Source organism: Flavobacterium johnsoniae UW101, from assembly GCF_000016645.1.
GTDB lineage: Bacteria > Bacteroidota > Bacteroidia > Flavobacteriales > Flavobacteriaceae > Flavobacterium > Flavobacterium johnsoniae.
Window position 1 is genome coordinate 1,234,423 of the sequence record NC_009441.1, and the last position, 25,201, is coordinate 1,259,623.

General features: G+C 33.7%; 27 protein-coding genes. 1 reads left to right on the forward strand and 26 read right to left on the reverse strand.

Features of this window, described 5'->3' with window-relative positions:
- Window positions 1–63: 63 nt before the first annotated feature.
- The 21 genes from FJOH_RS05670 to FJOH_RS05770 all read right to left on the reverse strand — a co-directional run bounded on the left by FJOH_RS05670 (window position 64) and on the right by FJOH_RS05770 (window position 17,603).
- Window positions 64–321, reverse strand: coding sequence for a phosphopantetheine-binding protein (locus FJOH_RS05670; protein ID WP_012023174.1), 258 nt, complete (start codon window positions 319–321; stop codon window positions 64–66).
- A gap of 2 nt (window positions 322–323) precedes the next feature.
- Complete coding sequence (locus tag FJOH_RS05675) at window positions 324–941, reverse strand: hypothetical protein (RefSeq protein ID WP_012023175.1); 618 nt, start codon at window positions 939–941, stop codon at window positions 324–326.
- A gap of 26 nt (window positions 942–967) precedes the next feature.
- Window positions 968–1,966 (reverse strand): virulence RhuM family protein, encoded by a 999-nt coding sequence (locus FJOH_RS05680; RefSeq protein WP_012023176.1) that lies wholly within the window; start codon window positions 1,964–1,966, stop codon window positions 968–970.
- A gap of 72 nt (window positions 1,967–2,038) precedes the next feature.
- On the reverse strand, window positions 2,039–2,839 hold the full coding sequence (locus FJOH_RS05685; RefSeq protein ID WP_012023177.1) for a DUF5984 family protein: 801 nt from the start codon (window positions 2,837–2,839) through the stop codon (window positions 2,039–2,041).
- Window positions 2,836–3,975 carry a beta-ketoacyl synthase N-terminal-like domain-containing protein gene (locus FJOH_RS05690; RefSeq protein ID WP_012023178.1) on the reverse strand — a complete coding sequence of 380 codons (1,140 nt, stop codon included), beginning with the start codon at window positions 3,973–3,975 and terminating at the stop codon, window positions 2,836–2,838. The genes FJOH_RS05685 and FJOH_RS05690 overlap by 4 nt, the downstream gene beginning before the upstream one ends.
- A gap of 109 nt (window positions 3,976–4,084) precedes the next feature.
- Complete coding sequence (locus FJOH_RS05695) at window positions 4,085–4,534, reverse strand: acyl-CoA thioesterase (protein ID WP_012023179.1); 450 nt, start codon at window positions 4,532–4,534, stop codon at window positions 4,085–4,087.
- Window positions 4,509–5,792, reverse strand: coding sequence for an ABC transporter permease (locus FJOH_RS05700; RefSeq protein ID WP_012023180.1), 1,284 nt, complete (start codon window positions 5,790–5,792; stop codon window positions 4,509–4,511). The genes FJOH_RS05695 and FJOH_RS05700 overlap by 26 nt, the downstream gene beginning before the upstream one ends.
- A complete protein-coding gene (locus tag FJOH_RS05705; protein ID WP_012023181.1) occupies window positions 5,782–6,534 on the reverse strand; it encodes an ABC transporter ATP-binding protein in 753 nt (250 codons plus the stop codon). The genes FJOH_RS05700 and FJOH_RS05705 overlap by 11 nt, the downstream gene beginning before the upstream one ends.
- Before the next feature lie 7 nt (window positions 6,535–6,541).
- Complete coding sequence (locus tag FJOH_RS05710; protein WP_012023182.1) at window positions 6,542–7,540, reverse strand: BtrH N-terminal domain-containing protein; 999 nt, start codon at window positions 7,538–7,540, stop codon at window positions 6,542–6,544.
- Complete coding sequence (locus FJOH_RS05715; RefSeq protein WP_012023183.1) at window positions 7,541–7,945, reverse strand: hypothetical protein; 405 nt, start codon at window positions 7,943–7,945, stop codon at window positions 7,541–7,543.
- A gap of 9 nt (window positions 7,946–7,954) precedes the next feature.
- Window positions 7,955–8,275, reverse strand: coding sequence for a hypothetical protein (locus FJOH_RS05720; protein WP_012023184.1), 321 nt, complete (start codon window positions 8,273–8,275; stop codon window positions 7,955–7,957).
- Window positions 8,268–8,675, reverse strand: a complete 408-nt coding sequence (locus FJOH_RS05725; protein ID WP_012023185.1) for a hypothetical protein — start codon at window positions 8,673–8,675, stop codon at window positions 8,268–8,270. The genes FJOH_RS05720 and FJOH_RS05725 overlap by 8 nt, the downstream gene beginning before the upstream one ends.
- A 63-nt stretch (window positions 8,676–8,738) precedes the next feature.
- Window positions 8,739–9,170, reverse strand: coding sequence for a hypothetical protein (locus tag FJOH_RS05730; RefSeq protein ID WP_012023186.1), 432 nt, complete (start codon window positions 9,168–9,170; stop codon window positions 8,739–8,741).
- The gene (locus tag FJOH_RS05735; protein ID WP_012023187.1) at window positions 9,170–10,303 is read right to left on the reverse strand and encodes a beta-ketoacyl-ACP synthase III; all 1,134 of its coding nucleotides are present in this window, start codon (window positions 10,301–10,303) and stop codon (window positions 9,170–9,172) included. The genes FJOH_RS05730 and FJOH_RS05735 overlap by 1 nt, the downstream gene beginning before the upstream one ends.
- Window positions 10,304–10,320: 17 nt before the next feature.
- On the reverse strand, window positions 10,321–11,223 hold the full coding sequence (locus FJOH_RS05740; protein WP_012023188.1) for a hypothetical protein: 903 nt from the start codon (window positions 11,221–11,223) through the stop codon (window positions 10,321–10,323).
- 288 nt (window positions 11,224–11,511) lie between these two features.
- The gene (locus FJOH_RS05745; RefSeq protein WP_012023189.1) at window positions 11,512–12,390 is read right to left on the reverse strand and encodes an LpxL/LpxP family acyltransferase; all 879 of its coding nucleotides are present in this window, start codon (window positions 12,388–12,390) and stop codon (window positions 11,512–11,514) included.
- Window positions 12,390–12,644: an acyl carrier protein gene (locus FJOH_RS05750; RefSeq protein WP_012023190.1), complete on the reverse strand. Its 255-nt coding sequence runs from the start codon at window positions 12,642–12,644 to the stop codon at window positions 12,390–12,392. The genes FJOH_RS05745 and FJOH_RS05750 overlap by 1 nt, the downstream gene beginning before the upstream one ends.
- Window positions 12,637–13,872 carry a beta-ketoacyl-[acyl-carrier-protein] synthase family protein gene (locus tag FJOH_RS05755; protein ID WP_012023191.1) on the reverse strand — a complete coding sequence of 412 codons (1,236 nt, stop codon included), beginning with the start codon at window positions 13,870–13,872 and terminating at the stop codon, window positions 12,637–12,639. Before FJOH_RS05755 ends, FJOH_RS05750 begins: the two co-directional genes overlap by 8 nt.
- A 171-nt stretch (window positions 13,873–14,043) precedes the next feature.
- Window positions 14,044–14,775, reverse strand: coding sequence for a 3-oxoacyl-ACP reductase FabG (fabG, locus tag FJOH_RS05760; RefSeq protein WP_012023192.1), 732 nt, complete (start codon window positions 14,773–14,775; stop codon window positions 14,044–14,046).
- A 9-nt stretch (window positions 14,776–14,784) separates the two neighbouring features.
- Complete coding sequence (locus tag FJOH_RS05765) at window positions 14,785–16,014, reverse strand: WG repeat-containing protein (protein ID WP_012023193.1); 1,230 nt, start codon at window positions 16,012–16,014, stop codon at window positions 14,785–14,787.
- Window positions 16,015–16,082: 68 nt separating this feature from the next.
- Window positions 16,083–17,603 carry an HAL/PAL/TAL family ammonia-lyase gene (locus tag FJOH_RS05770; protein WP_012023194.1) on the reverse strand — a complete coding sequence of 507 codons (1,521 nt, stop codon included), beginning with the start codon at window positions 17,601–17,603 and terminating at the stop codon, window positions 16,083–16,085.
- Window positions 17,604–17,704: 101 nt separating this feature from the next.
- Between FJOH_RS05770 and FJOH_RS05775 the strand changes: the two genes are divergently transcribed.
- The gene (locus FJOH_RS05775) at window positions 17,705–18,955 is read left to right on the forward strand and encodes an NAD(P)/FAD-dependent oxidoreductase (RefSeq protein WP_012023195.1); all 1,251 of its coding nucleotides are present in this window, start codon (window positions 17,705–17,707) and stop codon (window positions 18,953–18,955) included.
- 228 nt (window positions 18,956–19,183) lie between these two features.
- On the opposite strand, the gene FJOH_RS05780 is transcribed toward FJOH_RS05775, so the two are convergent.
- The 5 genes from FJOH_RS05780 to FJOH_RS05800 form a co-directional block, all read right to left on the reverse strand.
- Window positions 19,184–19,789, reverse strand: a complete 606-nt coding sequence (locus FJOH_RS05780) for a hypothetical protein (RefSeq protein WP_012023196.1) — start codon at window positions 19,787–19,789, stop codon at window positions 19,184–19,186.
- Between the two features lie 134 nt (window positions 19,790–19,923).
- Window positions 19,924–21,609 carry a sodium/sugar symporter gene (locus FJOH_RS05785; RefSeq protein WP_012023197.1) on the reverse strand — a complete coding sequence of 562 codons (1,686 nt, stop codon included), beginning with the start codon at window positions 21,607–21,609 and terminating at the stop codon, window positions 19,924–19,926.
- 248 nt (window positions 21,610–21,857) lie between these two features.
- Window positions 21,858–22,919, reverse strand: coding sequence for a UDP-glucose--hexose-1-phosphate uridylyltransferase (locus tag FJOH_RS05790; protein ID WP_012023198.1), 1,062 nt, complete (start codon window positions 22,917–22,919; stop codon window positions 21,858–21,860).
- Window positions 22,920–22,932: 13 nt separating this feature from the next.
- On the reverse strand, window positions 22,933–24,093 hold the full coding sequence (galK, locus tag FJOH_RS05795; RefSeq protein WP_012023199.1) for a galactokinase: 1,161 nt from the start codon (window positions 24,091–24,093) through the stop codon (window positions 22,933–22,935).
- 21 nt (window positions 24,094–24,114) lie between these two features.
- Window positions 24,115–25,170: an aldose epimerase family protein gene (locus tag FJOH_RS05800; RefSeq protein WP_012023200.1), complete on the reverse strand. Its 1,056-nt coding sequence runs from the start codon at window positions 25,168–25,170 to the stop codon at window positions 24,115–24,117.
- Between the last annotated feature and the right edge of the window lie 31 nt (window positions 25,171–25,201).

The window sequence follows — 25,201 nt, forward strand, 5'->3', positions numbered from 1 at the left end:
TTAAAACAGGTTAGATTTTAGATTCCAAAAGCAAATCTAAAATCTGAAGTCTAAAATCTAAAATTATTTCGTTCTGTTAGCGCTAATGTAAGCCGCCATAGTTTCGATAGACTGGAAAATTGTTTTTCCTTCTTTCGGATCTACTAATTTAATTCCGTAATCTTTATCTAAAATCACGATCAATTCAAGTGCATCAATCGAGTCTAAACCTAAACCATCTCCAAACAAAGGATCATTATCAGCAATGTCTTCAATTGTTATATCTTCAAGGTTTAGAGTTGTGATAATTTTGTTTTTCAATTCTTCTTTTAATGCTTCCATGATTATTTATTATATAATGTATTGATAGTTTCGTTTGTATATTTTGTGTTTTCTTCTTTGCTTATAGTGCAGAGGAAAGCTTTATAATTGTCATTAAAAAATTCTACCCAGCCGCACAAAACGATATCTGCTTTATTCGTATTCAAAAGAATATTAGAATAATTCGACATGAATTCGGTATTAAAGGTGTCAAATATAAAGAAAGAATTTTCACTTTTCAGCTGATGACGGATACTTATTTCGCCCAGACAGATATTTGGCAGCGTATAAACAAAAACCGCCGGACTCGGAAAATAGTTTTCTTTGTCTGAAATTGATTCCTGATATTTTACATCAGTATCTAAACTTGACGATTTATTGGCCAAAACCAAAGCAATATTATTCTCTTCTTCTGTTGAACTTATTGGACTCAAAAGCAATTCTGATCCTAAAAAAGCCAGTTTGCTTAAAGCATCCATTTTGAAAAACTTTGGATATTGCATTTCAAAATTACGATACGCTTGTTTCGAGAAATCAGCAAAATCTGTCGGTTCAGTTTTGAATACAGAAGTTCCGTTCAAAACAATTTCGTTGTTTTGGATGGTGATGTAGGATTGTATGTTGGTTTTATTTTGAGTCATTTAATTAAGTAATGAAAACACCTTGTTTATTTTCTGATTTTCTTTATTTCTTTATCAAAATCTGAAATAATTTTTTGAGTTTTATTGAACTCATCATATTCTTTAATCGCTTTTTTATCTGCTTGGATTTTCGATATTTTTCCTTTTCCTTCTAGAATTTTGTACTCGTTGAATGAAAGAAATTTATTTACACTCGTAGCTAATTGTTCCATTGTAAAAGTATTTTCTCTTTCGATCAAACCTTCTATGTAATCAAAGTAACCTGTAACTGTTCTTTCCAATTGATTAATTTCTTTTTCTTGTAAGTAATTTTTAGCAACAATTACATCTGATTTTATAATTCTTCCTTCTGGAGCATTTTTCCAAGTGGTAAGTCCCATATTGTCTTTGGTTTTGTCGACATTTTTATGAATAATTTCTGCAGCCGTATTTCCTGTTATGGCAAAGTGAAATTTGTTTTGAACCATAGCATAAAAACTTTTAGTGACTTCTGAATTTTTATCATAATCAATACTACATTCTGCAAAAATATCACTGACTTGTTGGTAAATTCGGCGTTCGCTGGCACGAATAGAACGAACTCTACGTAATAATTCTTTGAAGTAATCTTTACCAAAAACTGTTTGTCCTTGTTTTAAACGTTCATCATCTAAAACAAAACCTTTGATTATATATTCTTTTAGGGCTTGAGTAGCCCATATTCTAAATTGTGTAGCCTTTGTTGAATTTACTCTATAACCAACAGAAATAATAGCGTCAAGATTATAGAATTTTTGGTTTCTGGAAACTTGACGATTACCTTCTTGTTGAACTTGTAAAATTTCTTTACAAGTTGAATTTTCTTCTAATTCACCTGACCCAAAAATGTTTTTTAAATGTGTTGTAATATTTTGTGTTGTAGTATCAAATAGCTCACTCATAGTTTTTTGTGTGAGCCATACAGTTTCATCTTGTAGAAAAACATCAATCCTAACATTTCCGCTAGGTTGACTATAAATTATAAATTTAGTTTCTTTATTTTCCATTTCATTTTATCTTTTCAAAAACCACAGCTGTATTACAACCTCCAAATCCAGAAGCCGTTTTCAGAAAATATATTATCTTATTTCTTTTTTGATGCTATTATATATTTGCTCAATACCTGTCCAATTTGTTTTAATATTAGATTCTTGCGTTAGCATTGTGAATGCACTCCAGAAATCTTCCTTTCTTTCTTTATGTTCTTCAACTAATCTTTGTTTGTCAATCTGTATATTCTTAAAATCTTTAGACAATGCTAATGCAATTTGCTCGTCCATTTTATTAAAAAAATTTTCTCCAAACAATTTAATTTCATTCACAAAATCATGATAATTCATTTCACAGAAACCATCTTTTGCTGTCCATAAACTTATACCATTTTCTAAAATATATTCAGTTTCCCAGATAATTTTTATTTTATCATTTCTTCTGAAGAAAAATAAATTCGGACCGCCAATTAAGTGTCCTGAACTTAATTTTCTCTCATCAATCCATGAAACTAATTTATAATATTCATCAAAATAAAAATCAGTATTTTCATTTTCATCTATATCATGAATATCAAGCCAATTTTTTGACTCAGTTTTAAACTTTTTTAAATCTTCGGTTAAAGTGTAAAATCTTTCAAGAATGTTTTCGCTTATTTTCCCAAAAATTTCGGTAAAATCCTCAATGAATCTGACTAAATAATAATCATTGTATGATGTTGATTTACTTCCAAAATAATGGATTGCTTCATCCGAATATTCATAAATTATGTCATTTTTGAAATCAAGCCATAACTCTCCATCTGTTAACCAAAACCAACTTAATGTTTGATTTGGATCTTGACCAGCAGGAATTATTTCATCAATATTTTTTAATTTAAAATTTATCATTTCACTTTTTCAAAAACCACAGCCGTATTACAACCTCCAAAACCAGAAGCCGTTTTCAGGAAATACTTAATAGTCGCCTCTTGATTTTTCTCAATTACATTTACAACTTCACTAACTCCAATTTCATCAAAACCTTTCGATTCAAAAAGTTTATTTTGATTAGCAGATTCTATTGCAATTACAGTTTCCAATAATCCTGAAGCACCTAAGGTATGACCGTAAAATCCTTTTAAACTATTTACAGGAACGTTTTGTAAACCCAAACGATTTAAAGCAATAGCTTCCATTTCATCGTTATAAGGCGTTGCGGTTCCGTGTGCTGAAATATAATCTAATTTGTCGGCTTCGATTTGAGCTTCTTTTAAAGCATTCTGAATACTTCGAAACAAACCTTCACCTGTTCTTGACGGACCCGAAATATGATTGGCATCGTTTATTGAACTGTCGCCAATCACTTTTATTTTAGCAGTTGCCGGATTCGCCGAAACTAAAACTGCTGCTGTTGCTTCGCCTAAACTTACTCCGGTTCTGTTTTTAGAATACGGCTTACAAGGTAAATCGCTCATGGCTTGGAATGCATTAAAACCAGACAAAACAAATTCTGAAACTTCATCGCCAGCGACTACAAAAACATTGTCGTAAAGTTCAGACTGAATCATTCTTTTAGCAATTGAAACCGCTAAAATTCCAGAAACACACGCATTTGAAACCACAATTGGCTGTGTTTTAAATCCGAAGAAATCTGAAATGTTTTTGGCTAAAACATCTAAATGTGCGTTGTTGAAATTTTCTTCAGAATCATTTGCTAAAGCCGTAACATTTCCTTTTGTGGTGGAAAGTATAAAAGCTGTTTTTGAATTTAGTTCAACTCTTGATTTTTTGATAATTGGCTTTAAAGCCAAAATCATCATTTTCTCTAAACGAGAATATTGGGTTTCAGTGCTGATTTTTGAAAAAGCACTGTTTATCTTTTCATCAGAAATAATCGAAGCATAAAATGAATTGGGCATTAAAGAAATATCATTATGAAGCTGAATGCCAGAATCGCCGCGAAGAATCGCTTCAACATTTGATTCGACATCAAAACCTAATGGCGTGATACAATTGGTTTCTGTAATGTATATTTCTCTTAACATTTTATGATTTTATTCCAGCGTGTTTTTTATGGCACGCAGATTTAACAGATCAAACGGATTTACACAAATTATTTATTTTTAATTCGTGCTAATTTGTGCAATTCGTGTTTTATTTCAATAAGCCGACTTTTCGTTTCCATTCTTCATAAAATGGCGGATTGGTCAGCATTAAATTTCCTTCTTTATCTAAAAAAACCTGAGTTGTTTCGCCAGTACAGGCTACTTCTCCTTTGTCGTCAATAATTTTAAAACGGTAAATCATTTTGGCTGCGGGCGTGTCAACAACTGTTGTTTCAATAGTTACCACATCGCCGTAACGCAGAGACAATTTATGTTCGCAGGTCGATTTTACAATTGGCGTTGTATATCCGGTTTTGGCAATATCCAGATACGTCAATCCGTGTTCACGCCCAAAAGCTTCACGTCCATCTTCAAAATAGGTAATGTAGTTACCGTGCCAAACAATTCCAAGCGGATCAGTTTCGTTAAAACGAATTCTAATTTCGTGTGAAACGGTTAAATTTTCAGCTTCTTTAAACTGCTCTTTTCTTTTTATCATAAAATAATGCGATGGCTGTTGTGAGAATGAAAAACAAAAATAACAAACTTATTTTTGGAATAATTTCAAGGAAAGAAACGTTGCGTAAAAGAACGTCGTAAAAAGCATCTAATCCCCAGTTCATTGGAGACGATTTGGCAATAATCTGCATAATCTTTGGCATGGCAAAAACCGGAACCCAGATACCGCCAATTGCAGCTAGAATGATCACACTTGTTGCACCAAACGGAGCCGATTGCTCTTGTGTGCTTGCAATTGTTCCTAATAAAATTCCGAATCCAATGGCGGCGAAACCTGAAAACAAGGCTACAACGCTCATTAATGCTAAATGGCCTTCAATATTTAAAGACGGCAGTCCGATGGATGGAAATAGAAAAACTGCAACGGCAACCATCATATAAAACTGAATCATACAGATTACAGAATACGTGATAGTTTTACCAATAATCACCACTAAATTAGAAACTGGATTGGTTCTTAATCGAACGAAAGTTCCTTGTGATTTTTCTTTTACAATATTAATCGATAACGGAATTACAATGAAAAATATCGCAAAGAGTGTCCACGCCGGAACGTTATGCTGCACCGAATTTGGACGAATTTCTTTGTTGTTTATCTTTGGAATTATCTCTTTAAAAGAAATGAAACTTTTCTGCTCAAAATTGGTGCTTCCTTCTCCTAATTGTTTTTCGAAAGTGGTGTAAATTGATTTGGTTTCGATCTGCGAAATCATTTTGTCAATCGAACTCATGACCGCATTTTTGAAACTCATCTGCACTGCCGGATCAAAATATAGTTTTACCTCTTTTTCTTTGATAATGCGCTGAGGTTCGCTGGCCGCTGTACTATCTGCAAAACCTAAATTGCTGACAATTTTTTCGACATTTTGATCTACTTTGGCTTGTAAATCAGAGCTTAATTTTTCTGGAATTATAATTGCCAATTGAAATTTTCCTTTGAAAACATTTTCTCTGGCAACATCTTCACTAATTGTTTTATTATCGATTCGTGTTACAACACTAAACAGATTGCTTTTTTCTAAATTTTCAAAAACAGTTTTCGAAACCGAACCTTTGTCGTTATCCACCAATAAAATTGGAATTTTAGAATCGCTTACGGTTTTAAAAGTGCTGTCCTGAATTAACGTAACGGTAATAACCAAAACCAACGGCATTATAAACAAAATAATCAATCCGCCTAAATCACGTTTAAGCAGTAAAAATTCTTTTACGATCGACATCCAAATTTTATATAGCATCTCTCAAGTCTTTACCGGTTAATGAAATAAAAACGTCTTCGAGATTGCGGGCATCTTTAACAGAATTAATTAAGGTTGAAGGTGTTCCTTTTGTATAAATCTGACCTCTGTCAATAATCGCAATCGTGCTGCAGAAATCTTCGGCTTCAGCTAAATGATGCGAAGTATAAATAATAGAGGTTCCGTTTTGGTTTAATACTTTTAAATAATCCATAATAGCATTTTTAGACTGTACATCAACTCCAACAGTTGGTTCGTCTAAAAATAAAACTTTTGGATTATGAAGAATTCCGGCAATCAAATTCACACGGCGTTTCATTCCGCCGGAAAAAGTTCCAACAGGTTTGTCGGCAAATTTTAATAATCCCAAAAGGTCTAAAGTTTCGACTACTTTATCTTTTAAATCTGAACCTTTTAAACCGTACATACTTCCAAAATAATGCAGGTTTTCTCTCGCTGTAAGAGTAGGGTATAAGGCATATTCCTGAGGAACAACGCCTATGATTTTTTTAATTTTTGAAGAATGGTGCTGATAGTCTAAACCATTTATGGTAAAATGCCCGGATGTTGGTTTTACCAATCCGCAGAGCATTGAAATCAGGGTTGTTTTTCCGGCACCGTTTGGACCTAATAAACCAAAAACTTCTCCTTCGTTTATATCCAGCGAAACATCGTTCAAAGAATACTGATCGGCTTCTTTGTACTTTTTCGAAAGGGATTCTATTTTAATTATAGGCTGCAAAATATGTTTAGCTGATCGCTTTTTTTAATTTTTTAAAAAAGATTTCTTCTCTATTGGCAATGTCCAAAAGTTCATCGGCAATAGTATTGTAAGCGTCTTCCTTGGCACTTCTGTTTTTATAAATTCGCGAAGCTTCAACGGCAAAATCTCGCCATGAATCGCCAATTTTTGTCATTTCTTTAGAAAGTTCTTTCAATTCTTCATTACCTAAAACAACCGAAGCTTCCTGTAAAAATGCGGCATAAATAAAACGAAAACCTCCGCCTCCGGTTCCAATTTCTTCCTGCATACGAACCATTTGCGCCAGATAATGATTGGCTTTTTTAGTACCGTGTTTTATAGGCCATTTTCTAATCTGCTTAGAAACAAATTTGATACCGCGAACACCTACAATTGGCATTGGTGCCAGCATATCGCGGCAGGTATTTTTTATTCCTTTAATGATTGCACTTTTTAAATCGACATCTTTTGGAATTTGAATAGGATAATACATTTGGCCGCGTGGTGCAAATGCTCCTTTTGCAAAACGAACTTTGTCTAATTCTTCGTGCGTTAAAGTTGTAACAGTTTCCATTACAGGATCGCTCACTAAATAATCTTTATCGGTTTTTCCGTAAACTACTAAATTGTGTGCGTTGAAATGAAAACGGTATTCGTCCGGAAAATAACTTAAGTTGTAAACGCCGACTTGTAATCCGGTTGGAATATTATTTTTTAAATTTTCATCTAATGCTTTATTGGCATTTGATACCGATGAAAATTTTTGTCTTTTTATTTTTAGGTTTAAACGGGTTGCTACTTTATTAAAGATTTGTCCAGGCAGAGTTCTGTAGCTGATTGCCGGAGCATAATTTACTTTTATAAAAGGCAGGTATACAAAAAATAACCCGGAGCCAATACCAAAAACCATCGGTTCGCTGATGTTTAGTCCGCTGTTTTTTAGCAGATTCGACGCTACTCCATTCTCACAATGAGCAGACTGATGATGTGTGAAAGTTAATTCCATTTATTTGGTAATGCTGTTTTTTAATTCGTCAATTGAAATTTCAAAAGTGTCGGCATATTTCTGCAGCACTTTATCGCTTAATGAGGCAAAAACACTTGGTTTAAAATGTCTTTTTACACGCCATTTCCAGAATCCTACATAGCTTGATAAAATAGTAAGATCCATTTTATTGATTTCCATAAAATAAACAATTGGACTTACTTCGCCATCTAAAACCTGTTGTCTGGCATCGGCAATACGTTCGTTTATTTCATCGATAGAATTCGATAATGCAATTGTTTTGGGTTCCCAGCCTGTACTTAAGGTTGTGGTATAGTTGCCATTTTCGTCGGTTGCATATAAAAGCTCTTTGACGTTATTTTTGGTTAAATTGCTGGTGTCTTGTGGTACTTTATCTTTTTCCATATTGCTAATTTAATTTATTAGAAACATACAGACTGAAACTATACATAAACTAATTATTAAAAATCCAAGATTGGCGAAAGCCAGTGTTCGTTGTTTTTTTACAAATAAATAAATCATTTCGATCAGCATTCCTGCATAAAACATCTGGGTTATTATAAATCCCATGATGAATAATCCCAATCCGCCGTCGACATGTTTGTGTCCGGTTTCATCGCAAAACTTATGAGGATCATAGGTAAAATACCAAAATGCAAAAAGTAATGCAAGTAAAAGAATCAAAATTCCGATTCGGATTACGAGATGTAAAATGATTTTTTTTGAATTACCCAACCGAAACTGTTTTTTGAATGAACAAGTTAATTTCGCATTCTAAGAGTATCTGGTCTTCGACAGAGCTGCTGCAGCTCATCGTGCATAAAGTGTAATCGTCGCCAGCGAATTTTGAAACTAAATCTGCTTTGGTAATTATCGTGTCGCCGACTTTTGGCAGCGAATGAATTTTTACATTTTTTAAGGCACTGATAAATCCAATTACATTTACGTTTTCATTTTCTGTTCCGTCTTCATCAAAAAAATATTTTTTCCCAACAATAGACGAACAAGTCTGCGCCGTGTTTTCGATTAAACCCGCTTCAATAAAAACATTATCCTGAACAAAAATATTGTCTTCTTTTATCAAAAAAATGGTCTCTACAAAGTTGGCATCAATTTCCAGAATTAAATCTACCATAAGCAATGGTGCCCGGTGCGGTAAATAATTTTGTATGTCAACTACGGGATTCAAAATTCTATATTATTTAGCTAAAACGGTTTTCATCTGTCCGTTTGCAATTTCTTCATTATTTAATGTCGTAACAATATTCACCAAAGTTATTCCTGCAAATTCCTGCAGAATAGTAACTTCAGATTGAATGGTATTGTTTAATTGAGGCAGTTTTTTAATTTCAATTTCTTTAATAGAACCTATATAGCCTGTTGGTGCTGTTTCGTTTCTTAAAAAATATTGATATCCGGTATGTAATGCCACAGATTGTGCCATATGCTCAATTAAACCTGCTTCTAAAAAAATATTGTTTTTTACAAAAATATTATCCTGCTGAATTTTTAAACCAGAAACTAAAGAAGTCTCGGTATAAGAATGCATGGCATCGACCATCACAAAAGGGAACTTTTGCGGCAGTAAATTTTCTACCATTTCTTTTTCTAAAGAAGCCATTGTTTCCATTAGCAAACTGTTAAATAGGCATAAGCGAAAGAAAATCTTCCGCTTTCCGGAACTGATAAAAGAATGTGATCTCCTTTTTTCAGGTTTCCTGAATTCATTAATTCTTCTAAAGCCAGGTAAATTGAGGCAGAACCTACGTTACCTACTCTTGAAAGATTCATGAACCATTTTTCGTCACTCATTCCAATTCCTTTTTCGCTTAATCCTTTTTTTAATCCTTCAACAAAGAAGTTAGATGAAACGTGAGGAATGAAATAATTAATATCTTCAGATTTGATGTTGTTTTTATCCATTGCCTCTTTCATGCTGTCTGCACCTTTGGTAAGGATAAATTCATCTAATAATTTTACATCTTGTTTAATTGAGAAAACAGATTCGTTTAACCATTGTTCTGGTGCATAATCGCTCCATCCTTTGATTTCTCCATTTTCTTGTTTATCTCCTCCGGCGTACATACAGGTTTCTAATTCGTAAGCATACGAAAAAGCTTCCATCCATTCTATTTTAAGAGAGATTGGCCCTTTGGGTTTATTCTCTAATAAAAATGCACCGGCACCGTCAGATAACATCCATCTTAAGAAATCTTTTTTGAATGCAATGATAGGCTGTTCTTCAAGACTTTTTAAGTTTTCGGTTTCGTGATTGTATTTTTGAGCATTCAGCCAGGTTGAAACTTTTTCAGATCCTGTACAGATTGCATTTTTTGAATTTCCAGATCGTACCGAAAGAAAACCAAATTTAAGTGAGTTCATTCCGGCACAGCAGACTCCCGTTGAAGAGTTTAATTCTACTGATTTATTTTTTAGCAGACCATGAACCATCGCAGCATGCGAAGGCAGAAAAATATCAGGAGTTGAGGTCCCGCATGAAAGTACTTCTAAATCCTGAGGCGTAAAATTTTCGTCGAATAACGGTAAAATAGCATTTCGCGTTAATTCGGCATTACTGTGTGTGCTTTTTCCTGTTTTGTCAACAGCGTAATAACGGCTTGTAATTTTGTTATTGCGCAAAATAATACGTCTTGCTTTTGAGGCAGTATCATTGATCAGACCTAAATAGGCTTCCATTTCATCATTCGAAACAGCTTCGTTTGGCAAATATTTTGCAGCTTTTGTGATATATACTTCAAACATAATCTAAAAATAGTCTTCTAAACTCCTTGATAATATTGAGTTTCTCTTTTTATGGTTTTTAACTTAAAAGGGTAGGAAATAAAGTGCAATATATACACTATTGGTGAGATTAACCAAATTGCCAAGAATAAATAAACATTAAATACTTTTAGAAGCTTTTTTCGGTTTTTTTGATTTTTAAAAATAAGGTTTGACCATTTATTGAAAATTTTATTGGCCGTTTTGTCAACAGTCACTAAATACGGACTGATCTTTACTGCCCCAATTTCTACTAATTTTGGCTGTAAATGCTCTAAACTATTCTCGTTAAATGCAGAAAGCATTACTTCTCCAAATTTTGGAGATTCTTTTATGTCTTTTTCTGAAACTCCCGGAAGCGGAAAAATACCTAAATATTTTTTCTTAACTCCAGAGAACATCCATTCTACAATTGTAATCACGCTGATTAAATTTCCAACACGATCTACTAAGGCAACATTTCCCACTAATTGTGCGTTTGCTTCTTTTAGTAATGTTTTTATTTTTTCCTGTGCCATAATCCACATGTTTCTTGAACCGCTTATTGTAATTACAGGCGTATTGTTCAGGATTTTTTTGGCATCTTCACTTTTTAAAAATGAATTGATTGGAATTGACGGCGATAAATACCAAACTTGATAATGGAAAAGAATTAAATCAAATTTTGTATTTAAAATTGCTTCAGGAACTGGTTTTAATGTTGTTGGAATTTGTAAAAACGATTCTGGAAAGGCATCAAAAAACGCATCCTTATTCCACGGAAAGGGGAAAGGTTTCTCGAGCTGGATTTCGTGAAAAGTTACATTTATATTCTCTGAGTTTAAAAACGGTTTTGCGATGTTTTGCGCAATCGTTTCTAACTGTCCTGATTGAGAATAGTAAATAACGAGAACATTTTTCATTTAGGTTTTACTGCTTTGGTTGCGGACAAAAGTAAGTAAATTTATTTAAACGAATTTTCTTGTTTAACGCATTAATGTTTAGGAGTTTTAATTGCCCGCGATCTAAAGGATTAGAAGGGTTTTCACAGGTTTAAAAAAAATAATAACGTTAAACAGAAATACAATGAAGCTCTTATATTCTTACAGATTAAACGGGTTTTCGATGAATGTTTTAAGCAGTTTCTTAAAAAAGCAGATAAGGGGCATTATTTATACTGCGTAAATCTATTCCATCAGTTAAATCTGTGATTAATTTAAATCATTCCAAAAGTCGAAATAATTAAACCATTGCAGCGGATATTTTTTTACAATGCTTTCTACGCTTGTTACGTATTCTTTTAAAAGTGCTTTTTCGTCGCGGTGTTTTACTGTAGCTTCTCTTGCATAAAGATGATAATGCAGATTTGGTTCTTTCATTACATACACAAACACAACCGGAACTTTTAATCTTGATGCGATTAAAAATGGCCCTGCCGGGAAATTGGCTTCTTTGCCGAGAATATTTTCAGAAAGAGATTTTGTACCTTCAAAATAACGATCGCCGGTAAAACAAACCAGTTCATTATTAGCCAAAGCTGCATTGATCTCAAAAATATGAGACAAGTCTTCTTTAATAATAATAAATTTTACGGTTGGTTTTTGGGTAACGCTTTCTAAATAATTTTTGATTGCGGAATGCTCTAAATCTGTAGTAACAAGATTGATTTGAAAATCAAGATCGATATCGCCTAAAAAGTGTTCGGCGATTTCAAAATTCCCAACATGCGCGCTTATTAAAACGCCGCCTTTTTTTTCGGCTAAAAGATTTTTTAGAATTTCGATTCCGTCAAATTCATAGGTGAATTTATTTCGCATTCCGGCCGAAATGGAAATTTTATCAATAATGGTCTGCCCAAAAGTATAGTAACTTTTGAAAACCATTTTTTTAGATTTAAAAGTGGAATATTGAAGCCTTTCTTTAAAGTAATAAAAAATCGCGCGGTTGCTTTTTTTTAGAAACAGGAAATAATAAGAAGCAACAAAGTAAAGTAAACCATAAGCAGACTTAACACCCGCTTTCTTTATCAAAAAAACGAATATTCTATAACCTAAAACAGTTCCTTTTGATTTACCATCCCATTGACTCATTAAGCTGTTTTGGCTTTTAATTTGGTTTCAATAAGATCGTAGAAACTTTGGAAATCAGAAATTCCAACAAAATCTGCCTCAACTAGTTTTACGCCAAAGTTAGATTCAATTGAAACTACTAAATCAACATAATCTAAACTGTCTAATCCAAGCGTATCTTTTAAATTAGCATTTGGTTCAATGTCGTCATTATCAACTTCAAATTCATCAACTAAAAAACCATTAATTTTTGCTATAATCTCTTCTTTATTCATCGTTCAATTTAAACTTTTTAACCACCAACGCAGAGTTGGTTCCTCCGAAACCGAAAGAATTGGACAAAAATATGTCAAATTTTTTGTTTAACGTAGTTTTAACTAAATTTAATTTTGAAGCATCTTCGTCTGGATTTTCTAAATTGATGTTCGGGGCAATGAAATCGTTCTGCATCATGATGATAGAGTAAATAATTTCACTTGCTCCAGCCATCCAGCATTCGTGTCCTGTCATTGATTTTGTAGAACTTACGTAAGGATTTTTCTCACCAAAAACTTCAAAAATCGCCTTGGCTTCGTTTGCATCACCAACCGGAGTTGAAGTTGCGTGTGCATTTATATACTCAATATCTGATGCTTTTAGTTTAGCATCATCTAATGCTCTCTGCATTGCTGTAGAAGGACCTTCGACATTTGGTGTCGAAATATGTCCGCCGTTTGATGAAAATCCGTAACCTGAAACTTCGGCGATAATATTGGCACCGCGCGCAATAGCAGATTCGTAACTTTCGAGAATTAAAGTTGCACCGCCGCCACTAGGAATCAATCCGTCGCGTTCGGCATCAAAAGGTCTTGACGCTTTTTCTGGATCGCCTTCACGGTTAGAGAAAACACCCAGTCCGTCAAAACTGCTCATAGCATATTTGTTTATTTCCTGCGCTCCGCCGGTTATAATAATATCCTGAAAACCACTTTTAATTAAAAAATAAGCCAATCCAATAGAATGTGAACCACTTGCACAAGCGGCACTAACGGTTAAATTAATACCACGAAGTTTAAAAATCGTTGAAAGATTCATGGTAACGGTAGAATTCATCGATTTAAAAATCGCACCAGAACCAATAAGAGCAGTGTCTTTTTTCTCACGGACAATATCTGTAGCATCAATGATAGCTTTAGAAACACTGTCATTTCCGTACATGATTCCCACTTCGCGAGTTTCAAAAAAAGCATCATCGATATTAGCATTTTTCAATGCTTCGATAGTTGCCATATAAGCATACTCGGTTTCTTCACCAATACTCATACGCTGTCTGCGGGTCAGTAAATTTTTTAAATCAGCTTTAGGAACCATTCCCGTTAAGGCTGATTGAAAACCAAATTCTTTTCGGTCAGAATCAAATTTTATCCCTGATTTTCCATTATACAGCGATTCTTTTACTTCATCTAAAGAAGTTCCGATACAAGAATAAATTCCCATTCCAGTAATTACAACTCTCTTATTCATCGTCTTTCAAAGTAATTTTTTAATCCTTAAAGTGTAATTTTTTTAAACAAAGGCACAAAGGTTTTTATCTATCTTTTATTTTTAATCCTGCAATCCCAACAATTGTCAGGATTGCAGGTAATTTTTCAATGTTAAAAAAAACTTAAAAATAATATCGCAAACATAATATTCTTAAGAATATATTCCGCCATTTATATTAATAATTTCTCCGGTAATGTAACTTGATTTTTTTGAAATCAAAAAGCTTACCAAATCTGCTACTTCTTCGGCTTCGCCAAAACGATTTACTGGAATCAGTTTTAATAATTCTTTTTCATCCAGTTCACTTGTCATATCGGTTTTAATAAAACCCGGTGCAACAGCATTTACTGTAATGTTACGTTTTGCTACTTCTTGTGCCAATGCTTTTGTTGCAGCAACAATAGCACCTTTTGCTGCTGAATAATTGGTTTGTCCTGCAGTTCCTTTTACACCAGATACTGATACAACATTTACAATTCGGCCATATTTATTGCGAAGCATTTTTTGAATAAAAAACTGCGTTACATTAAAAAATCCGTTTGCACTTGTATTCATAACACTGTTCCAGTCCTGCGGTGTCATCCACATAAAAAGACCATCTTTTGTAATTCCGGCATTATTTACAATCGCTTCTACTAATTTTTCAGGATTTGCTTCCTGCCATTGTGTAAGAACGTCTTGAACCTGCTCAAAATTGGCAACATCAAAACCTAAAATTTCTCCGGTTGCGCCTAATTTTTGTATTTCTTGTAATGTTTCTTCGGCGGCAGTTTTGTTTGAATGATAATTAATCAGAATATGATAATTAGATTCAACGGCTAATTTTTTACAAATAGCACTTCCAATTCCTCTCGAACCGCCTGTTACTAATACACACTTCATAAGTGAAATTTATTTCTTTTTCTTAGCTGCTGGTTTTGCTGTCGCTTTAGCTGCTGGTTTGGTTGTTTTTGTTTCTTGTTTTGGAGCTTCAACAGGAGTTGCTGCAGGCTGAGGTTTTTCGGCTGATTTTGAAAATAATTCAGCATTTTCAAACCATTGGTTGCTTAATACAGTTCCGTCTGGTTTAAGAAAACCCCATTTTCCTTCATTTTTTACCCTTGCTACTCCATCAATAAAGCCTTTGTCCTGTTGTACAAACATGGCAATAATAGCATTTGTAGTAATGCCGTATTGTGTTGGAATTATTAGTTTTCCTGACTCGTTAATGAATCCCCAGTTGCTTTCTTTTACTGGTGCTAAACCATTTGTACTGAAAACTTCGGCATCATTGTAAGTAGGTTCAATTACAAATTTTCCTTCAGGATTGATGAATCCCCATTTTTTTCCAACTAAAACAGGAGCTAAATTTTTTGAGAAAGCTTTTCCTTTATCATATATAGGTAAAATAGCCCAGTTTCCTTTTAAATCGATATAACCAATTTTTCCATTTTTTTTAGCAAAAGTCAAATCCTGAGTTTCAAAATCCCAGATTTTTTCGGCTCCGTCAACTGGAGTAAATTTCCCGCCGCTTACCAATCCGAAGGTTTTGTCTTTTCTTGCCCAGGTTGTTCCTTTAAAGTAGTTTCCAATTTCAGCATAAGCCGGCTCCACTACTTCTTTTCCTTCTGTATTTATGATCCCCCAGTTTTTGTTTAGTTCTACTCTTGCATAACCATTTTCAAAAGATTTAATCTGATCGTATTTTGGTTCTAAAACAACCGCCATTTTATTGTTAATCAAACCTACTTTATTGTTCTGTCTGATAAAAGCAACACCGTTATTAAAATCGAATAGTTTTTCTGAAGCAGGAGCTTTTTGAATTTCACCTTTTTTATCAATATAAACCCATTCCTTATCTTTTTGTACTACGGCAATTCCGTTGTTAAAATCTTTGGCATCTTTAAAATCTGCCGGAATTACCCAGCTTCCTTTACTGTCAATAAATCCCCATTTTCCGCCGTTTTCTACAGCAGCCAAACCGTCAGAAAAACTTCTGGCCGATTTGTATTGAGGTTCGATTTTAAATGATCCGTCTTTGGAAATATATCCAATTTTAGAATTCTTTTTAACTAAAGCCAGTTCTTGACTATTAACAAATTGAATACTTGCCAGCAGCAAAAAAATAAGTGTCTTTTTCATGATTTTAAAATTCAATGTTTAATGATTAAAAAACTAAAACTCTTTGGGGCGTATTGGTATATCAATTTTTAATTGTTGATCAAATGATCTTTTACTTTTTGAACGAAAGGATACATTACCTGATCTTCCTTAAATGTTGGAATTATATTTCTAATTTCATCGTACCATTTTTTAGAAACAGATGAAATTTTGTCTTTTTGTCCTAAATAATCAATTGCCTGAACGATAGTAATCATTTCGATAGCCAGAACTTCAAAAGCATTTTCGATTACTTTTGAGGTAATTACTGCCGAGTTAGTTCCCATACTTACGATATCCTGATTGTCGTTGTTGTTTGGAATACTGTGAACATACATTGGGTTCGACAGCATTTGACTTTCTGCCGTTGTAGATGTTGCTGTAAACTGAACACCCTGCATTCCGAAATTAAATCCTAATGTTCCTAAGTTTACAAACGGAGGAAGTAATTCGTTGATTTTTGAATTTAATAAATAGTTCAACTGACGTTCTGCCAGCATTGTTAATTTGGTAATAACAATTTTTAGTTTATCCATTTCAAGCGAAATATAATCTCCGTGGAAATTTCCGCCGTGGTAAACATGCTGGTTTTTTACATCGATAATTGGGTTATCGTTTGCCGAGTTAAATTCGTCTTCCAGAATAGAAGCTACATTATTAATAGTTTCTAAAACCGGTCCTAAAATTTGAGGAACGCATCTTAATGAATAATATTCCTGAACTTTTTCTTTGAAGATTTCTTCGGTATTTTCACCAGAATATAAATGATCTTCTCTTTTACGGATTAAAGTACTGTCTGAAAGATTTTGACGCATTTTCAACGCAATTTCCTGCTGTCCTTTATGACGTTTAGTCTGGTTTAGTTCTGCTGAGAAATGATCGTCATAAGCCTGAACCAATTCGTTAATTGCACAAGAAGATTTTAATGACCAGTCTAATAATTTTTTAGCATGATAAACATTTACAACTCCAATTCCAGTCATTACTGAAGTTCCGTTAATTAATGCCAGACCTTCTCTAATTTCTACCTGAATTGGTTTTAAACCTTCAATTTCAAAAACTTCAGGAGTTGGTCTTCTTTCACCTTTATAAAAAACTTCACCTTCGCCAATTAACACTAAAGCTAAATGTGACAGCTGTACTAAGTCACCGCTGGCACCAACGCCTCCGTGTTCGAAGATTAAAGGGGTAATATCTTTATTGATAAGCTCAGACATTAGGTTGATTACTGACGGGTGAACGCCTGAATTTCCTAATGAAAGAGTGTTTAAACGAGCTAAAATTGCTGCTTTAGCACAAACCGGGCTTAATGGCTTTCCGGTTCCCGAAGAGTGGCTTCTAATTAAATTATATTGAAGCTGAATTTGATCAGACTCTTTAATTCTATACTGCGCCATTGGTCCAAAACCAGTGTTTACGCCGTAAATTACTTTATTCCCAGAGAATTCTTTTAAGAAATTGAAACTTTCATTAACTCGGTTTACGACAACGTCGCTAATTGTAACTTTTTGATTTCCAAAGATTATGGCCTCAAATTCTTCTAAACTTAAATATTCGTTAATTGTATTCATTAAATCGGTTTTGATTGTGCTAATTTAATTTTATTTATCAAAATAAATGTAGTTATTTTGATGATGGCAAATGTAGGTTAATAATTGATAATATTCTTATTATGACAAAGGAGTTTGTAGATGTTTTAGTAATAGGCGCCGGACCGTCCGGATGCGTATCAGCATCGTATCTTCATAAAAATAATGTTAAGGTAAAAGTTGTAGAAAAACAAAAGTTCCCGAGACTCGTTGTTGGCGAAAGCTTAATTCCGAGAGTAATGGATCATTTTGCTGAGGCAGAATTGTTTGAGGCTCTAGATGCAATGAATTTTGAAAAAAAATTGGGAGCCCGTTTCATTAGAGGTGAAGAAATTTGTGTTTTTGATTTCAGCAAAAAATTTGGCGAAGGCTGGGACTGGACCTGGCAGGTTCCTCGTGCAGATTTTGACAATACAATGGCTCAGGAAGTCGTTAGAAAAGGTGTTGATCTGGAATTTGAAACCGAAGTTCTTGAAGTTTCTTTTGAAGGAAAAAAATCAAAAACAATCGTAAAAGATAAAGATGGAAATCTAAAAGAAATTCACGCCAATTTTATTATCGACTCAAGCGGTTATGGACGTGTACTGCCAAGACTTTTAGATTTAGATACACCTTCGAAATTAGATCCGCATTCTTCTATTTTTACGCACGTAAAAGATATTAATAGAGAAGAAGGGGAAGAAGGAACTCAAATTTCATTTGATATCCTGGAAACTGAAGTTTGGCTTTGGGTAATTCCGTTTTCTAATGGAAACACGAGTTTAGGTGTGGTTGGACCAACAGATTTTATCAATTCTCTTTCTGAAAATAAAGACAATGCCGAGGCTTTGAAAAATGCAATTCAAAAATCGGATTATTATATTAAAAGATTTGCCGGAACAGAATTTCTGTTTGAACCGGTTAAATTAGAAAACTACTCAAGAGCGGTAAAAAGAATGTACGGTGACGGTTTTGCTTTAACCGGAAACAGTTCTGAGTTTTTAGATCCGGTTTTTTCATCTGGTGTAGCTTTTGCAACTGAATCTGGAATGCTTGCGGCAAAATTATATTTAAAAGAATCACAGGGAATTCCTGTTGACTGGGAAGTTGAGTTTACACAGTATATGAAACGAGGTATCGCAGTTTTCACAACTTATGTACAGGAGTGGTATACAGGAAATCTGCAAACGTTGTTTTTCCATCAGCCGGAAAATCCAGACGTAAAAGAAAAAATATGCGCTGTTTTAGCAGGGTATGTCTGGAATGAAGAAAATTCGTTTGTCAAGAAACACGATCACGTAATAGCCAATATGGCATATTTACTAAATATGCAAAAAGAACAAAGCCCTGAATAATTAGGGCTTTTTCTATTAAAAGAATAATTTTTATTTCGAGATTCATTCCGTAGGAATGTTTCGTTGGTAGTAGAATGAAATTTGAATTACGGTTATACGTTCCGTAGGAACGTTTGATTTATGGATATGTATATTATTTCCGTAAATCAGATGTCCCTACAGGACATAATGCAAAACGATAATATTTTTTTCTACCGACGAGATATTCCTAACGGAATATATATGTTTTTATTTATACGCTTTTTTTGCAATCAATTTAGACATTGTTTTTGCGGTTTTAGCGAATCCTTCACCAATTCTGGTTTCGTTGCTAAAGTTGCTTCCCCATTGATCTCCAGGTGCTTCTTCACTTGTAATTTCTAATAAAACATTTGATTTATTAGCGGTTTCAACAAATTTTAAATTGGTAGTTACTTTTGCAGGCTGTTTCATAATTCCTGCATCCCAGCCCGGATAAATCCATACAGCTTTTACAATTAAGGTGTAAGGAGTATTTAAACCTTCCTGAAAGTTTAAATCTTTTTTCTCTTTAGTTAATACGATATTGGCAATTTCTAAAAATTTAGGAGTCCAGATCTGATCTTTTGCAGCGATCCATTTTTTCTCCCAGATGTTTCCGTTTCCTTTTGCTTTTTGATCTAAATCGGCTTTGTGCTCCTGAACATACTGTGCTTCCGATTTTTTTTCTTTCATCATAGTAAAGCCGCTGTAATCAAATTCGGTATTGATTTCTTTCTGATCTTTTAAAAAGGCAAAATTTCCCTGAACAACATTTATGTCCTGAGCAAATGCAGCGCCAGAAATAAGAAATACGGCAAGAATTAGTTTTTTCATTTTTTTGGTTTGATTAAAGGTTAGTTTTTTTTCGGGTTAAAAGTAGTTAAAACAATTAATTAAAAAATTTATTGTGCAAACAAAAAGAGGATCCAAATCTGGATCCTCTTTTTGAAATTTATATTGAAATTCTGTTACCAGAACTTAACGTATAATGCAATAATAATCAACATTGTAATAACGATTAAAACCGTTGTTTGCGGTTTAACTTTAAACATTCCCGGTTCTGTTTCGAATGCTTTAGGGTTTACTTTTGGACCAGCAAAACTCATTAAGATCATTACTAACATTGTAAAGAAGAATGACAATCCCATACAGATATGGAATGGAATTTCAAAAGCTCCTTTTCCGTTAGGGTAAGCTGTATATAAAAGCGTATCGTTTCCAAATAAAGCAGGCGCATATTCGTTGAATAAAACAGATAAAACGAAACCTAAAATTACACCCACGATAGCTGCTGCTCCGGTTGTTCTTTTCCAGAACATACCAAGGAAGAACATAGCAAAAACTCCCGGGCTGATAAATCCTGTGTATTTTTGAATGTAAGTGAAACCACCAACACCGCCAATTCCTAAAATATCATTCCATGTAAATAAAACAGCTAAAAGCATTGCTGCAAAAACAGCAAGTCTTCCAATGTTTACCTGTTGTTTTTCACCAGCTTCTTTTTGAATGTATTTTTTATGAATATCTAAAGTATAAATAGTCGAAATACTGTTTACTTTTCCAGCCAGCGAAGCTACAATTGCGGCAGTTAAAGCTGCAACCGAAAGTCCTTTTAATCCAGTAGGAAGGAAAGTCAATACAGCAGAATATGCACCATCTTTTCCACCCACTAATTGAGGTAAATGTCCGTTTGTATATAAAACATAAGCAGCAATACCAGGAAGCATTACGATAAGCGGCATTAATAATTTTAGCATACCAGCAAATAAAATTCCGGTACGAGCTGTTTGTAAATCTGCTCCAAGTGCTCTTTGAGTAATGTATTGGTTACATCCCCAGTAGTTTAAATTGATAATCCAGATACCTGCCGCGTACGATAATAATCCAGGGAAAGTTAAATATTTGTCTATTTCCAGCTGAGAAGAAGATGCAGTTGGTTTAGGGATAATCATTTTAAAATGCTCAGGAGCTTCTTTCATTAAAACTTTGAAACCAGCGATTGCATTTTCGCCCACTCCAAAATATTGACCCACTGTTGTTAAAGCAATATAAGAAGTTACTAAACCTCCAATAATAAGTACAGCTACCTGAATAACATCAGTATAAGCTACAACCTTCATTCCTCCAAGAGAGATAAACAAAGCAAAAACGGCAAGACCAATCATAATGATATGGAGATATTCACCGCCGGCAAGACCGTTAATTGCAACCGCACCTAAATATAGAATAGAAGTTAAGTTAACAAAAACATATAAAAACAACCAGAAAACAGCCATAATCAAAGCAGTCGATTCATTATAACGTGTTTTTAAGAACTGAGGCATAGTGTAAATCTTATTTTTAAGATATACAGGAATAAACCAAACAGCTACAATAATTAAAGCAATAGCCGCAAGCCACTCATAAGCCGCAACCGCTATTCCTAAAAAGAAACCTTCGCCGCTCATTCCAATAAATTGTTCTGCAGAAATGTTTGAGGCAATTAATGATGCTCCAATCGCCCACCAGGTTAAATTTCCTTCTGCAAGAAAATAAGCTTTAGCATCTTGTTCGTCTTGTTTACGTTTTCGGTAAACCGTGTAACCGTAGACAGAAACTACTATGAAATAAATAATAAAAACCGCATAATCTGCGAGAGCGAGGTTTGACTTCATTGGTAATAGTATTTTAGATAATTAGTATAGGTGATTGTTGTTTTAAAAGTTATAAAATGTTTATTGTGTTGTGTAATCTTGTTAAAAATGAAATATGTGTTTTTATTTTGTTATTTTTTTATCAAAACAAGAACAAAAGCCAAATTTAAAATAAAAACTTAAAAAACAACCATTGTAAATGTGTTATTTACATTTATAGAAGGATTATTATGTTAAATTTTAAATTTGACGATTTCATATTTAATTATTTAGCGGATATTAACTTCGTTTTTATAATGAATATCGGACTGCTGTCTTATAATTTCGGCACTTTTTTCCGGTGTAATATCTCTTTGAGATTCTCCCATCATTTCATATCCAACCATGAATTTTTTTACGGTTGCCGAGCGAAGCAATGGCGGGTAAAAATGCATGTGGAAATGCCATTCAGGATGATCCAGACCATCTGTTGGAGCCTGATGAATTCCTGATGAATACGGAAATGAAGTACTGAATAAATTATCGTATTTGATAGTTAACTGCTTTAAAATTTTCGCGTAAGCGGTCACTTCTTCAGCATTAAAATCAGTGATTTTGCTGATGGCTCTTTTGCTTACAATCATCGTTTCGTAAGGCCAGATTGCCCAAAACGGAACTAATGCCACAAAGTGATCATTTTCGATTACAATACGGCTTCCTACTCTCAATTCGGCCTGAACATAATCTTCTAATAATGTTCTTTTGTTTTTTTCGTAATATGATTTTAAGCTGTTGTGTGTTTTTTCAACCTGAGTTGGCAGCGATGACTGTGCCCAGATCTGTCCATGCGGATGCGGGTTGCTGCATCCCATAACACTTCCTTTATTTTCAAAAATCTGAACGTGATTAATATATTTAATGCTTCCTAATTCTGCGTATTCTTTCTGCCATGTTTTAACAATGTTTTCGATATCAGAAACTTCCATTTCCGGAAGAGTTAAATCATGTCTTGGTGAAAAACATACCACTCTTGAAATTCCCTGTTCAGGTTCTGCCTTAAAAAAAGTATGTTTAATATCTTCCTCAAAAATGATTTCGTCTTGTTTTAAAGCGGCAAAATCATTGTCGAACACAAAACTGTTTTTGTATGCCGGATTATTTACTCCGTTTGCACGAACATTTCCTGGGCATAAATAACAGTCTGGATCATGTTTTGGAAGTGTTTCGGCAGAAATCACCTCATTTTGTCCCTGCCAAGGGCGTTTTGCACGATGAGGTGAAACCAAAACCCATTCATTAATTAAAGGATTAAAACGTCTGTGTGGATCTTCGTTAATGTCAAAATTTTTCATTGGTTGGTTGGTATTAAAGTAATGTTGTTCCGTTTGAGACTTTTACGTCATAAAATTTTAATTCAATCCCAAATGTATCTAAATAAAGATTCGAAAACTTACGTTTTACCTCATTTTCATGACCTTTTTTAATTAAATTTATGGTGCAGCCGCCAAAACCGCCTCCCATAACACGAGAACCAATGATATTTTTATCTGCTTTTGCAGTGTCTACAAGCATGTCTAATTCAGCACAGCTAACCTCATATTCCTGAGATAAACCATAATGAGTTTCAAAAAGCAATTGTCCTAAAAGTTCTATATCGCCGTTGTCGAGAGCTTCGCACGCTCTTATAACACGGTTAATTTCTTTTACAACAAAATGAACTCTTTTAAAAACTGTTGGATTCATTTTATCCTGTATACTTAAAAGCTGTTCTTCAGAGCAGTCTCTAAAACTTTTAACTTCAGGAAAACTCTCTTTAATAACGGCTAATCCCTGTTCGCACTCTATTCTGCGCGTGTTGTATTCAGATGTAAAAAGAGAGTGTTTAACATTGCTGTCAAATAAAATAAGTGCATAATCTTTAAAATCAGCATTATGATATTCAAAATCCAAAGTATTGCAGTCTAATTTTATTACTTTGTTTTCGATACCGTGAACACTCGAAAACTGATCCATTATACCGCAGTTAATCCCTACCCAGTGTTCTGCTTTTTGTCCTAATAATGCTATGTCAACTTTTCCAATTTTTAAATCAAAAAGCTGTTTAATTCCGAAGATCATGCCGCATTCTAAAGCTGCCGAAGATGATAAACCGGAACCAACCGGAATATTGCTGCTAAAAACACAATTAAATCCTTCAAAAATAAATCCCTTGTCTTGTAATTGTTTAATAACGCCGCGAATATAATTTGTCCAGACAGTATCGCTTAGTTTTACTTCTTCGGTTAAATCTATTTCAAAATCTTCATTTAAATCAATTGCGAATATTTTTGATTTTTTTGAATTGTTTTTTTCAAATGCAAAACAAATTACTTTGTCGATTGCAGCCGGCAGAACAAATCCGTCGTTGTAGTCAATATGTTCTCCAATAATGTTGATTCTTCCTGGAGAAAGCACCACTTTTTCTGGTTTAGAACCAAAAGACTTTTCAAAAAAAGCAGTAGTATTTTGTATTAAAATATCATTCATTATAATTGTAATTGGTTGGTTTTAGTTGATATTTTCGAATTTATAAACGGTTTCCTGAATATATTCTCTGCCTTTCTTTAAAACTGAATCAGGAAAATGTGCCTGATTTGGGGCATCTGGAAAATTTTGAGTTTCAAAACAAATACCGCTTGTTTTATGGTAAACAGCATCGTTTTTTCCTTTCAAAACATCAAAACAGTTTCCGCCTACATATATATGTACACTCGGCTGATTCGTAAAAACACTCATTTTTAAATTATTTTTTGAGCTCAATAACGTTGCTGCAACTGTATCTGTCTGGTTTATAACAAACGAATTATCTATAGAAGCCGGACATTTTTTTTCTGCTCTAAAATCAAAATCATGATTTGTAAGCGCTGTAAAATTTCCAGTTGGAATATTCTCATGATTCGTTTCCAGCATTTTATCTGCATTAACAAAAACCTTTTGATCCAAAACACTTGTATTGTGTCCGTCAAGGTTAAAATAACTGTGATGCGTTAAATTTATAATAGTGTCTTCTGTAGAAACAGCTTTATAATCTAATTTCAATTCATTCTCTTCTGTAAGTGTATAGGTCAAATCAATGTGTAATTCTCCCGGATAATTTTCGTCCAGATTTTCACTTAACAGACTAAAAGTTATCGACGGATTTTCACCTGAGTTTTGATTTGTAACATTCCACACTTTTCTTCCAAAACCTATATTACCGCCATGAAGTGAGTTTCCGTTATTGTTTTTGGTTAATTCGTATTTTGTTCCATTTAAAGTAAAAGTCCCATTATGGATTCGTCCTGCATAACGTCCTACAGTTGTACCGAAATAAGGCGCACTTGGCAGATAATACGATTCTAAATACGAAGAAAGAGAGTCGAACCCTAACACTACATCAACAATTTTTCCTTCAGAAGTTGGAATTTCTAATGAAGTTATGGTTGCTCCATAATTTATAATCGTAACCTTCATTCCCTTTTTATTCGATAATTCAAAAGAGTGAATTTCTCGGTTATCTGGCATGAAACCAAAAGATTTAGAATTAGAAGTTTCCTTTAAATGCGATTTATGTTTTATTTCCATACAAATTTTACCAAAAGTGAAAATTCAAAAA

What these genes read in the sequence shown, in the direction of transcription:
- FJOH_RS05700 (WP_012023180.1), bottom strand. Translation starts at nt 5,792, where the DNA reads ATGCTATATAAAATTTGGATGTCGATCGTAAAAGAATTTTTACTGCTT.
- FJOH_RS05675 (WP_012023175.1), bottom strand. Translation starts at nt 941, where the DNA reads ATGACTCAAAATAAAACCAACATACAATCCTACATCACCATCCAAAAC.
- FJOH_RS05730 (WP_012023186.1), bottom strand. Translation starts at nt 9,170, where the DNA reads ATGGAAACAATGGCTTCTTTAGAAAAAGAAATGGTAGAAAATTTACTG.
- FJOH_RS05755 (WP_012023191.1), bottom strand. Translation starts at nt 13,872, where the DNA reads ATGAATAAGAGAGTTGTAATTACTGGAATGGGAATTTATTCTTGTATC.
- FJOH_RS05680 (WP_012023176.1), bottom strand. Translation starts at nt 1,966, where the DNA reads ATGGAAAATAAAGAAACTAAATTTATAATTTATAGTCAACCTAGCGGA.
- FJOH_RS05790 (WP_012023198.1), bottom strand. Translation starts at nt 22,919, where the DNA reads ATGAAAAATTTTGACATTAACGAAGATCCACACAGACGTTTTAATCCT.
- FJOH_RS05775 (WP_012023195.1), top strand. Translation starts at nt 17,705, where the DNA reads ATGACAAAGGAGTTTGTAGATGTTTTAGTAATAGGCGCCGGACCGTCC.
- FJOH_RS05800 (WP_012023200.1), bottom strand. Translation starts at nt 25,170, where the DNA reads ATGGAAATAAAACATAAATCGCATTTAAAGGAAACTTCTAATTCTAAA.
- FJOH_RS05735 (WP_012023187.1), bottom strand. Translation starts at nt 10,303, where the DNA reads ATGTTTGAAGTATATATCACAAAAGCTGCAAAATATTTGCCAAACGAA.
- FJOH_RS05695 (WP_012023179.1), bottom strand. Translation starts at nt 4,534, where the DNA reads ATGATAAAAAGAAAAGAGCAGTTTAAAGAAGCTGAAAATTTAACCGTT.
- FJOH_RS05780 (WP_012023196.1), bottom strand. Translation starts at nt 19,789, where the DNA reads ATGAAAAAACTAATTCTTGCCGTATTTCTTATTTCTGGCGCTGCATTT.
- FJOH_RS05725 (WP_012023185.1), bottom strand. Translation starts at nt 8,675, where the DNA reads ATGGTAGATTTAATTCTGGAAATTGATGCCAACTTTGTAGAGACCATT.
- FJOH_RS05690 (WP_012023178.1), bottom strand. Translation starts at nt 3,975, where the DNA reads ATGTTAAGAGAAATATACATTACAGAAACCAATTGTATCACGCCATTA.
- galK (WP_012023199.1), bottom strand. Translation starts at nt 24,093, where the DNA reads ATGAATGATATTTTAATACAAAATACTACTGCTTTTTTTGAAAAGTCT.
- FJOH_RS05765 (WP_012023193.1), bottom strand. Translation starts at nt 16,014, where the DNA reads ATGAAAAAGACACTTATTTTTTTGCTGCTGGCAAGTATTCAATTTGTT.
- FJOH_RS05740 (WP_012023188.1), bottom strand. Translation starts at nt 11,223, where the DNA reads ATGAAAAATGTTCTCGTTATTTACTATTCTCAATCAGGACAGTTAGAA.
- FJOH_RS05685 (WP_012023177.1), bottom strand. Translation starts at nt 2,839, where the DNA reads ATGATAAATTTTAAATTAAAAAATATTGATGAAATAATTCCTGCTGGT.
- FJOH_RS05670 (WP_012023174.1), bottom strand. Translation starts at nt 321, where the DNA reads ATGGAAGCATTAAAAGAAGAATTGAAAAACAAAATTATCACAACTCTA.
- FJOH_RS05750 (WP_012023190.1), bottom strand. Translation starts at nt 12,644, where the DNA reads ATGAATAAAGAAGAGATTATAGCAAAAATTAATGGTTTTTTAGTTGAT.
- fabG (WP_012023192.1), bottom strand. Translation starts at nt 14,775, where the DNA reads ATGAAGTGTGTATTAGTAACAGGCGGTTCGAGAGGAATTGGAAGTGCT.
- FJOH_RS05745 (WP_012023189.1), bottom strand. Translation starts at nt 12,390, where the DNA reads ATGAGTCAATGGGATGGTAAATCAAAAGGAACTGTTTTAGGTTATAGA.
- FJOH_RS05715 (WP_012023183.1), bottom strand. Translation starts at nt 7,945, where the DNA reads ATGGAAAAAGATAAAGTACCACAAGACACCAGCAATTTAACCAAAAAT.
- FJOH_RS05770 (WP_012023194.1), bottom strand. Translation starts at nt 17,603, where the DNA reads ATGAATACAATTAACGAATATTTAAGTTTAGAAGAATTTGAGGCCATA.
- FJOH_RS05785 (WP_012023197.1), bottom strand. Translation starts at nt 21,609, where the DNA reads ATGAAGTCAAACCTCGCTCTCGCAGATTATGCGGTTTTTATTATTTAT.
- FJOH_RS05710 (WP_012023182.1), bottom strand. Translation starts at nt 7,540, where the DNA reads ATGGAATTAACTTTCACACATCATCAGTCTGCTCATTGTGAGAATGGA.